The 9062-nt window shown below is 69.2% G+C and carries 8 protein-coding genes and 1 pseudogene (1 of these 9 only partly in view); 4 read left to right on the top strand and 5 right to left on the bottom strand.

From position 1 onward, the window contains the following. Nucleotides 1-1462: pseudogene (gene parC, locus Q0326_RS03160) on the top strand (DNA topoisomerase IV subunit A); it begins 864 nt to the left of the window's first position. 188 nt (nucleotides 1463-1650) lie between these two features. Next, entirely contained in the window at nucleotides 1651-3264 is a 1614-nt protein-coding gene (locus Q0326_RS03165; protein ID WP_298687017.1) for a bifunctional diguanylate cyclase/phosphodiesterase, read from the top strand. Between the two features lie 108 nt (nucleotides 3265-3372). Here the strand turns inward: Q0326_RS03165 and Q0326_RS03170 are convergent, their stop codons facing one another. From Q0326_RS03170 to Q0326_RS03185, 4 genes are all read right to left on the bottom strand, one after another. Beyond that, on the bottom strand, nucleotides 3373-4575 hold the full coding sequence (locus tag Q0326_RS03170) for a CCA tRNA nucleotidyltransferase (RefSeq protein WP_298687019.1): 1203 nt from the start codon (nucleotides 4573-4575) through the stop codon (nucleotides 3373-3375). After that, nucleotides 4572-5156 (bottom strand): CoA pyrophosphatase, encoded by a 585-nt coding sequence (locus tag Q0326_RS03175; RefSeq protein ID WP_298687021.1) that lies wholly within the window; start codon nucleotides 5154-5156, stop codon nucleotides 4572-4574. Before Q0326_RS03175 ends, Q0326_RS03170 begins: the two co-directional genes overlap by 4 nt. Next, nucleotides 5153-5737, bottom strand: coding sequence for a DUF1285 domain-containing protein (locus Q0326_RS03180; protein WP_298687023.1), 585 nt, complete (start codon nucleotides 5735-5737; stop codon nucleotides 5153-5155). Before Q0326_RS03180 ends, Q0326_RS03175 begins: the two co-directional genes overlap by 4 nt. Nucleotides 5738-5809: 72 nt before the next feature. After that, complete coding sequence (locus Q0326_RS03185) at nucleotides 5810-6340, bottom strand: N-acetyltransferase (protein WP_298687025.1); 531 nt, start codon at nucleotides 6338-6340, stop codon at nucleotides 5810-5812. Between the two features lie 141 nt (nucleotides 6341-6481). Here Q0326_RS03185 and Q0326_RS03190 point away from each other — a divergent pair, with 141 nt between their 5' ends. Both Q0326_RS03190 and Q0326_RS03195 read left to right on the top strand, forming a co-directional pair. Continuing rightward, nucleotides 6482-6859 carry a dihydroneopterin aldolase gene (locus Q0326_RS03190; RefSeq protein WP_298687027.1) on the top strand — a complete coding sequence of 126 codons (378 nt, stop codon included), beginning with the start codon at nucleotides 6482-6484 and terminating at the stop codon, nucleotides 6857-6859. Next, nucleotides 6856-7620 (top strand): SDR family oxidoreductase, encoded by a 765-nt coding sequence (locus Q0326_RS03195; RefSeq protein ID WP_298687029.1) that lies wholly within the window; start codon nucleotides 6856-6858, stop codon nucleotides 7618-7620. Before Q0326_RS03190 ends, Q0326_RS03195 begins: the two co-directional genes overlap by 4 nt. A gap of 137 nt (nucleotides 7621-7757) precedes the next feature. Here the strand turns inward: Q0326_RS03195 and Q0326_RS03200 are convergent, their stop codons facing one another. Next, entirely contained in the window at nucleotides 7758-8591 is an 834-nt protein-coding gene (locus Q0326_RS03200) for a hypothetical protein (protein WP_298687031.1), read from the bottom strand. Between the last annotated feature and the right edge of the window lie 471 nt (nucleotides 8592-9062).

The raw sequence follows: 9062 nt of genomic DNA on the forward strand, positions 1-9062 counted from the left end.
GATCACCGACAAGAAGCTGCCGATCCTCGCCGACGTCCGCGACGAGAGCGACGAGCTGATCCGCATCGTGCTCGAGCCGCGTTCGCGCTCGGTCGATCCGGACACGCTCAAGGACAGTCTCTACCGGCTGACCGATCTCGAGGTGCGCGTGCCGCTCAACCTCAATGTGCTCGACGCGACGCGGACACCGCGGGTGATGAGCCTCAGCCAGGCGCTGTCGGCCTATCTCGCCCACCAGATCGAGGTGCTGATCAGCCGGTCGAAGCATCGGCTCGCCAAGATCGACGACCGCATCGAGCTGCTCGACGGTTTCCTGATCGCCTATCTCAACCTCGACCGCGTGATCGAGATCATCCGCACCGAGGACGAGCCCAAGGTCGTGATGATGGCGGAGTTCGCGCTCAGCGACCGGCAGGCGGAGGCGATCCTCAACATGCGGCTGCGCAGCTTGCGCAAGCTCGAGGAGCTCGAGATCGGCAAGGAGCGCGGCGCGCTGGCCAAGGAGCGCGAGACGCTGGTCGCGCTGATCGAGAGCCCGGCCCGGCAGAAGACGCGGCTCAAGAAGGACCTCGCCGACCTGCGCAAACGCTATGCCGAGGATACCGCGATCGGCAAGCGGCGCACCAGCATCATCGAATCGGCGCCAGCGCGCGACATCCCGCTCGAGGCGATGATCGAGCGCGAGCCAATTACCGTGATCCTCTCGCGGCGCGGCTGGATCCGCGCGATGAGCGGGCACCGCGATCTCGCCGCCGCCGACACGCTCAAGTTCAAGGAGGGCGACGGCCCGCTGTTCGCCTTCCATGCGCAGACCACCGACCGGCTGCTGCTGGCCGCCGGCAACGGTCGCGTGTTCACGCTGGCGGCCGACAAGCTGCCCGGGGGGCGCGGCTTCGGCGAGCCGGTGCGGCTGATGGTGGATCTCGAGGGCGAAGGCGCGCCGGTCGCACTGCTGCCGGTGTCGCGGGGGCAGAGCGGAGCGCAACTCCTCGTGGCCACCTCCGACGGTCGCGGTTTTCTCGCCAAGCTGTCCGAGATCGTCGCCGAGACCCGCAAGGGCAAGCAGCTGGTCAATCTCAAGCCCGGATCGGAGTTGCGCATCTTCCGCCCGGTGCCGGCGGGCGCCGACTATGTCGCGGTGGTCGGCGACAACCGCAAGATGGTCGTCTTCCCGCTGCCCGAACTGCCCGAAATGGCGCGGGGTTCGGGCGTCCAGCTGCAGCGCTACCGCGATGGCGGGCTGTCCGACGCGGTCGCGATCACGCTGGCCGACGGGATCAGCTGGGCGATGGGCGGGGAGAGCGGGCGGACCCGGACCGAGGCGGACCTCACCCCGTGGCGGACCGCGCGCGGCGCCGGCGGCAGAATGGCGCCAAACGGATTTCCCCGCGACAACCGTTTCGCGCCAATGACCCCGTTCGCGTCTACGACTAAAGAAGAATCGAGCGAAAGCAAAGATTAACCCGGACAAGATACTGCAGGGTCATGCAAGTGGCCGAAGCCAGCCGAAAGAGTAGGGCGCACCCCAAGCGGGGGGCGAATGGAGGTCTGCGCGCGGTTGCATCGACACCGGCGTCGACGGGGCCGGTTGACATCGCCGCCACCGCCCGCCGGTCTTTTCTCGATGCACTTCCGATCGCGACCGCAGTAGTGGTCGATCGCGGGGGTGTGCTGTCGGTCGCGGACGCCAATGACCGTTTCGGGGCGCTCGATGCGTCGCGCCTCGTCGATGCGACGCTACCGTTGATCGACTGCGTTCCGATCGCAATGGCGCTGCGCAGCTTCTTCGACGACGGCGGGACCGGATCGGTCTGCATCGAATGGCGCGACGGCGACTCCGTCTCCGGCCGTCACTTCAATGTTTATGTCGCGCCGCTCGACTCGATCGCGGCTCAACTGGGCGATGGATCGGCACGCTGCCTGTTGTCGCTGGTCGATCGCACCGTCGAGGTCAGCAATGCGCGTTCGCTGCGCGCCGAGCTGCTCCACGACAGCCTGACCGGCCTGCCAAACCGCAGTGCCTTTGCCGAGGCCGTCGAGGAGGTTGTCGATTCGGCGGGGGGCGAAGTCCATCACGCGGTGCTGCTCGTCGACCTGTCGCGGTTCAGCCGGATCAACGAGAGCCTCGGCGGCGTCGCGGGCGACGAGGTGATCATCACCGTCGCGCGCCGGCTGATCTCGACGCTGCGTGCCGGCGATCTGCTCGCGCGGGTCGGCGGCGACGAGTTCGGCATCCTGCTGCGGCTCGCCAACGGGATCGAGGACGCTGCCGCCGCGGCGCGGCGGATCCAGGCGGTGCTGTCGACGCCCTTTAGGCTCGCACGCTTCGAGGTCGGGCTCGAATGCGCGATCGGCTGCGCGATGATCGGCGACGATTCGGCGAGTGGCGAAGAGCTGGTGCGCAATGCGCAGTTCGCGCTCAAGCGCGCGAAGTCGACCGGCCGCGTCGAGGTCCATCATGCCGGCGAAGCGGCGTGCGCGCGCTACAAGCTCGATCTCGAGACCGAGCTGCGTCGCGCGATCGACGTCGGCGACCTCCGGCTCGCCTATCAGCCGATCGTCGATCTCGCCAGCAACCGGGTCTGCGGTTTCGAGGCGCTGTCGCGCTGGAACCACCCGGTCCGCGGCTCGATCGATCCCGCCGAATTCATCCCCGTCGCCGAGGAGGCGTCGCTGATCGTCCCGCTCGGCCGTTGGGCGCTCGACACCGCGCTGGCGACGCTGGCGGCCTGGGACAAGCAGGCCGGCGGCCCCGTGCCGCTGACGATGAGCGTCAACGTCTCCGCGATCCAGCTCGCGCGCGACGACGTGCCGGGCGTGATCGCGGCATTGCTCGCGCAGCATGGCATCGACGGCAGCCGCCTCGTCGTGGAGCTCACCGAGAGCGCGATCGTGCAGGATCCCGAGCGCACGACCCGCGCGCTGCAGGCGCTCAAAGGCCTCAACGTCCGCGTCGCGATGGACGATTTCGGCACCGGCTATTCGTCGCTCTCCTATCTGCGCAAGCTGCCGATCGACAATCTCAAGATCGATCGCAGCTTCGTCTCGGGGATGCTGCAGGACCGCGACAAGGTCGCGATCGTGCGCGCGGTGCTCAGTCTCGCGGACGCGCTCGGCAAGACCACGACCGCGGAGGGCGTCGAGACGGTCGAATTGTCGCAGACGCTGGCGGCGCTGGGCTGCAGCCACGGCCAAGGCTATTTCTACGCCGCGCCGCTCGAGGCCGATGCGGCGCTGGCCTATTGGCAGGCGCAGCTAGGCTGAGCGTCTAGCGGCTCTGGCCGCGCCTACGATCTGGGTCGCGCCGGATTGATCATCGTTGCGCCCATGTCTCCGCTTCCGCCGGAGGGCGTCTCAATTTTTGCCCCGCCGCTAAGGTGAGCGGCTTTCCCGCGCCCCGAGCGCCGTCGCGACTTCTGCGCGCGCGAGCGCCGTCGCGTCCACAAACCCCGCGGCGACCCAGCGCTGCTCGATCATACGCAACGTCGCGGCGACGATCGGCCCTGCGGTCAGCCCCATCGCGATCAGATCGCCGCCAGTGAGCGGGAAGCGCGGGCGCGGCCAGGCGAGGATCATGCGCGCGCTGTCCGCCGCGCTGTGGAGCAGCAGCCGGTCGACGGCCGATTCGGTGCCGATCTCGTAGGCGAGCGCGTGCGGCGATCCGGCCGCCGGCCCCGTCGCCAGCACCAGCCGTTTGCGCTCCGCCTTCGACAGTCGCAGCCGCCCGCCGACGCCATCGGCGACCTCGGCCGAGGCCGGCAGCAGCGCCGCCAGTCGCCGCACGCTATCGGGCGGGATCGCCGCGGCGGCTTCGTTTGCGACGAGCGCCGCCAATCGGCCGGTCTCGACGATCTCGGGCAGCACCGGCGCGAACAGCCCACCCGCGAGCATTGCCGCCACCGTCGCGACCGGATCGGGCACGGCGAGCAGCTTGAGCAGCTCGGTCGCGATCCGCTCGCGCGACAGCGCCATCAGATCCTTGGCGCGCAGCACGCACGCCGCATAGGATTCGGGATCCGGCGCGCCGCGGCCGAAGCGCGCGAAGAAGCGGAAGAAGCGCAGGATGCGCAGATGATCCTCCGCAATGCGCTGCGCAGGATCGCCGATGAAGCGGACGCGGCCCGCAGCGAGGTCGCCCAGCCCGCCGAAATAGTCGTACACGACGCCGGTCAGCGGATCGGCGGAGAGCGCGTTGATCGTGAAGTCGCGGCGCGCGGCGTCCTCGCGCCAATCCTCGGTGAAGGTGACCGTCGCATGGCGGCCATCGGTGGCGACGTCGCGGCGCAGCGTCGTCACCTCGATCGTCTTGCCGCCGACGATCACGCCGATCGTACCGTGTGCGATCCCCGACGGCGTGCTCCAGGTGGCGAGGCCGGCGGCCTTGGCGCGTGCCTCGGCATCCTGCGGCGCGAACCGGGTCGCGACGTCGATATCCTGCGGATCGAGCCCGAGCAGCGTGTCGCGCACCCAGCCGCCGATATAGCGCGCGCCCTCATGTGCGCCGTCGAGCGCGTCAACCAGCCGGCCGAGCGCCGCGGCGTCGTCGATCGCAGGCGGGATCGCGACCGTGGTCATGCCGCCAGCCGTCGCGACAGATTGATGATCAGCGCGGCGGTGACGCCCCAGATGCGCCGATCGCGCCAGACGATCTCGTGGAAATGGCGGACGCGACCACCCAGTTCGCCGGTCACAGGCACATGATTGCGCGGATCGAGCGCGTGCGCGAGCGGCACTTCGAAGATGTCGGCGACTTCGAATTCGCGCGCGATCAGGGGCAAATCGGGTCGCACCACGCCGATCACCGGGGTGATCGAGAAGCCGGTCGCGGTGTGGAAGGTCGCATCGCGTCCGACCAGTGTCACCGCCTCGGGCGGAAGCGCGATCTCCTCCCACGCCTCGCGCAGCGCGGTCGCCTCGGGGCCGGCGTCGTCGGGATCGGCTCGGCCGCCGGCGAAGGCGACCTGGCCGGGATGTTTGCGCAGCGCCTCGTTGCGCCGCGTCAGCAGCAGTCCCGGCGTGGCACGGTCGACGATCGCGACGAGCACCGCCGCCGGTACCAACGCCAGGTCCGGCGCGAGCGGATCTTCGCCGGTGAAGGGCGCGGGAATATGCGCGGTCGCCGCGAGACGGTCCCGGATCGTGTCGGCAAGGCTCACGCGGCGGCGGGCCCCAGCGGAAAGAAGACGCCGTCGCTCCACAGTCCGATCGCGCCGTCGGGGCCTGCAGGTTCGTCGATCGCGAGATTGGCGAGCTCGTAATAGACCGGCCGCGCGACCAGCGCCTCGAGCCCACCGCGGACGCGCAGATAGGGGTGGGCGCCGTGGCCGCGATCCTCGACCGTCAACGGATGATCGGCGCCGGCAACGACAAGATCGCCGACATTGGTGCGGAAGGCGAGACGGCGGAGATTGCCCGCGCCCTCGCTGCTCATCTCGACCGCCACGAACGGCGCGTCGTCGACCGCGATCGACAATCTCTCGACCGGGGTGACGAGCACATGGCTGCCATCGGGCTCGCGCCGCAGCACGGTCGAGAACAGGCGCACCATCGCGATGCGCCCGATCGGCGACCCCTCGTGCAACCAGCTGCCGTCCGCGAGGATGCGCATCGCGCTGTCGCCGCAATGGTCGGGCTGCCAGCTCTCGACCGGCGGCAGCCGGCCGTCGGCGGCGAGCGTCGCGATCTCGGCGAGGGTGAGACCGGCGATCGCGTCGGGCGGCGGATTGGTCAGCGGCATGACATTCCCCTAGTGCCGATCGACCATCAGAACCAAGCGTTTCCCATGGAGCATCCTGTGCTCGCGCGGCACTCAAGCGCTGTGCCGCGGTCCAAGCATCCCCTCCAATGGCAACACCGTTCCGCTCTCGGTGCGCGCCAGCAGCCGGGCGTGGTCGACCGGTCCGGGAACCTGCCAGCCTTGCGTCTGGTCGGCGGCGAAGCCGAACGGTTCATAATAAGGCGCGTCGCCGATCAGCACCGCCGGGATGCCGCTGCGATCGATCGCCCCCAGCGCGCGGCGGAGCATCGCGCGGCCGATGCCTTCGCTGCGGCGATCGGGATGCACCGCGATCGGCCCGACCAGCCACAGCGGCGTTGCCAGGCCATCGGCACCGGTCAGCGCCAGCGGCCAGCTCTGCAGCGACCCGACCAGTAGGCCGGCCTCGTCGAGCGCGGCGCAGCTCGCGCGGGGCTCGGCCACGACGCCGTCGCGCAGGCGGTAGGCCGTGCGGCCGTGGCGATCCTGGCCGAAGGCGAGATCGAGCAGCTGCTCGACCGCGTCCTGCGCCACCGTCTCGACTGGCACGAGATGCGCGCCCGCCGCGCCACTTGTCGCCACCATGTCCACCAGCGATCCATCCTTCGGTCGATTCGCGAACGCGGCGCTTAGCGGCTTCCGATCCGGAGCGGAAATCTTGCTGCGCCGCGCCGCGCTGGCTAGGCCGCGTCGGGATGGCCCCTGGCACGACAAGGTGAAGATGGCATGACGGACGACATCCTCCAGCTCGAGGTCTCGGGGATCGAGGCGATGGTGCTGACCGGCATCTATTCGGAAGAGACGCACCTGCCGCAGCCGCTGCGCGTCTCGGTGACGGTCGATCTGGACCTGCCGGCGATGAAATTCGCGCCCGACACCCCGCTCGACGCGTCGAAAAACTATCTCGATCTCAAGCGGGCGGTCACCGAGTCGCTGCCCGAGGGTCTGCACTTCACGCTGATCGAAGCCGTCGCCGAGCATGTCTGCGCGCAGCTGTTCGCCGAGGACGCGCGGGTGCGGCGGGTCGAGGTCAAGATCGTCAAGCTGGCGATCAGCCAGGGCGGCGAATCGATCGGGATCCGTTTCGTGCGGAACCGCGCGTGAGGCCGCTTGCGCTGGTGACCGGCGGCTGCCGGCGGCTCGGCGCGGTGATTTGCGTGGCGCTGGCCGAGGCCGGCTACGACATCGCCCTGCACAGCAGCCCCGGTTCGGCGCCGGAGCCGGGATTGGGTGACCGGCTCGTCGCGGCCGGGGCGGCGTGGCGTCACGTCACCGCCGATCTCGCCGACGCCGAGGCGGTGGCGACCTTGCTCCCCGCCGTCGTGGCAGCCTGCGGGCGCGGGCCTTCGGTGCTGGTCAACAACGCCGCGCGCTTCGCGCAGGATCTGCCCGAAACCGTGACGCAGGCGGCGCTGCTCGACCATTATGCGGTCAACACCGCGGCCCCGGTCCTGCTCGCGCAGGCGATCGCGGCGACCGCCAGCGCCGATCATCCGGTGGCGGTGGTCAATATCCTCGACCAGCGTATCGCCGCGCCCAATGCCGACCAGTTCGGCTACACGCTGTCGAAACTCGCGCTGGCCGAGGCAACGATGATCCTGGCGCGGCGATTCGCGCCGCATGTGCGAGTCTGCGGGGTCGCGCCGGGCCTGACGCTGCCGACCGCCGACTATGATTCGGCGCTGATGGACCGCGCGGCGGCGCTGATGCCGCTCGGCCTGCTCGCCGCGCCCGAGGAGATAGCCGGGGCGGTGATATATTTGGCCACGGCGCGTTCGATTACGGGACAAGTGCTGTTCGTCGACGGCGGCGCGCATCTCTGCCGCTATGCGCGCGACTTCCTGTTCCTGGCGGGCGAGGGGTAGGCGATCGCGAGAGCGGTTCCCCGGCGCGGGCCGGGGCCCAGGCCCGCACTCGGTAGCGCGCGCACCGACTGATAAGGGACGTGGGGCCTGGGCCCCGGCTTGCGCCGGGAACGGAATGGCCGGGCCTGCGCCGGCGATCAGCGCGCGTCCTTCCCCGTCGTCCGTCCGCAGGCGCCGAGCTGATCGAGCACGAAGCGATAGTCGGTGCGCGCCTGCGCGGCATCCTCGGGCGCCTGGTCGGCGACCGAATCGTCGGGCAGCACCGGGGGCAGCGCGCAGGCGAGGCGGTACCAGAGCAGGGTGTCGCGCGCGGGCGGCGCGGCGGCGTCGTCGACGATCTCACCCAGCGACACCGACCAGCGCGTATCCTCGCCGGGATGGCGTTGTAGCGACAGCGACACCGGGCGGCTGTCCGCGGTCTTGAGGAAGATCTGCGTCTCGCCTTCACCCGGGATGCTGCCCGCGACATGGAAAGCGTGGCCGATACCCGTCACCACCGGCGGCGCACCCGCGCCGTTGAGCTCGCGCAGGATGCCGCGCAGCTGCGATTCGAGCGCGGGGGACCAGCTCAGCTCGGCGCTTCGTGCGACCAGCTGCAGCGTGCCCGGTTCGCCCGGGCTCGTTCGCGCCAACAGCACCAGCTTCTGCTTCTTGAGCTTCGCCGGCCGATTCGCGGCGTCGTTGGGCAGATCGACCAGCCAGGAGATGCGCGCGGGCACGCCGGGCCCCACGATGAGCGCGTCGACGTCGCCGACCACATAGAAACGTGTCGCGCCCGGCGCCACGCCGACCGCGTCCGGGCCCTTGAGCCGCGTCGCATCGTGAACGGTCGCCACCACCGCCACGCGTGCTGCAAGCGCGAGATCGGCAAGATCGGCATAGCCAATTGTCGGACCAAATGGCGCTAGGGCACGGCGATCAGGCGCCGATGGCTGTGCCCATGCTGCGCCCGCGAACAAAATCGTGGCCATGGCCAGAAGCGGTAACGCCTTTGCCCGCGTTTTCATCATCATGTCCGCTCCTCGAAATCGTCCCGGCCGGGCGCTATTGCAGCGCCTTTTTGGCCGTCTGCGGGGCCACGTTCAAGTCGCCACTGTCCGATTCTGCGGCAGGAACCAGCAAGTCATTGCGAGAAGGTTGACGTAAGGGATGGACATCAAAACGAACGCTGCATAGCATGATGTGACGGCAAGGGGGGTCGGACGGCGTACGAAGTTGTTTCGTGGCTGCCCGGCCCCGCCATCATACCGCAATCATTCGACAGCACGGAGTGGCTCTCTTTAATGGCCTATGTCGACCAGAATCAGAGTAAGGAGAAAACGATCGCGGCGGTGATTACCGCGGTCATTCTCGCCGCTGTCGGCTATGCGTTCATCACCGGCCTCGCCTTCAACGTCATCAAGAAGACGGCCGAGAAGTTGAACGTGATCGACATCAAGTCC

Source organism: uncultured Sphingomonas sp., from assembly GCF_937859915.1.
Lineage (GTDB): Bacteria > Pseudomonadota > Alphaproteobacteria > Sphingomonadales > Sphingomonadaceae > Solisphingomonas.

Bases quoted from the DNA above. Each gene is read 5' to 3' on its own strand.
- Q0326_RS03170 (WP_298687019.1), bottom strand. From the start codon at position 4,575: ATGACCACGGTCGCGATCCCGCCTGCGATCGACGACGCCGCGGCGCTC.
- Q0326_RS03180 (WP_298687023.1), bottom strand. From the start codon at position 5,737: ATGCCGCTGACCAATCCGCCGCCCGACGCGATCGCCGGTCTCACCCTC.
- Q0326_RS03190 (WP_298687027.1), top strand. From the start codon at position 6,482: ATGACGGACGACATCCTCCAGCTCGAGGTCTCGGGGATCGAGGCGATG.
- Q0326_RS03185 (WP_298687025.1), bottom strand. From the start codon at position 6,340: ATGGTGGCGACAAGTGGCGCGGCGGGCGCGCATCTCGTGCCAGTCGAG.
- Q0326_RS03200 (WP_298687031.1), bottom strand. From the start codon at position 8,591: ATGGCCACGATTTTGTTCGCGGGCGCAGCATGGGCACAGCCATCGGCG.